We start from the raw sequence: 446 nt of genomic DNA on the forward strand, positions 1-446 counted from the left end.
ATCTTCTCGTCCTGGGCCATTCCCGGCAATGAGCGCGAGGTGCAGGACATCCAGAACCAGTTGATCGACAAAGGCGTCGAGGTCATCACAGCCAATGACGCACTGGTTTATGTCACTGGCCATCCGCGTCGTGGCGAATTGCGCAAGCTCTATTCCCTGGTCAAGCCGGAGGTGCTGGTCCCGGTCCACGGCGAAGCCGCGCATCTGGCAGCTCACGCCAAACTCGGCCGCGAGTCTGGCATCGCCAATGTCTGCGAGGCGCGGAACGGCGATCTGGTTCGTCTCTTCCCTGAGGCTATGACCTTTCCGCCAGAGGTGCGTACGGGCGAGCTTTCTCTTGATGGCCTGGTTCTCTGCACACTCGAGGAGAGCGCCGTCAAGAGCCGGCGGAGACTGTCTGTCGGAGCCAGGAACCTGGTCATCTATGCGTTCGACGGCACGCTGCA

Annotated in this window: 1 protein-coding gene; it reads left to right on the forward strand. The window is 61.2% G+C overall.

Annotated elements, in window-relative coordinates; all coding sequences use genetic code 11:
* The coding region (locus tag VE26_RS16845) for an MBL fold metallo-hydrolase RNA specificity domain-containing protein (protein WP_046106513.1) at positions 1 to 446 on the forward strand (446 nt) is incomplete at both ends.

The sequence above is a fragment of the Devosia chinhatensis genome (assembly GCF_000969445.1).
Lineage (GTDB): Bacteria > Pseudomonadota > Alphaproteobacteria > Rhizobiales > Devosiaceae > Devosia > Devosia chinhatensis.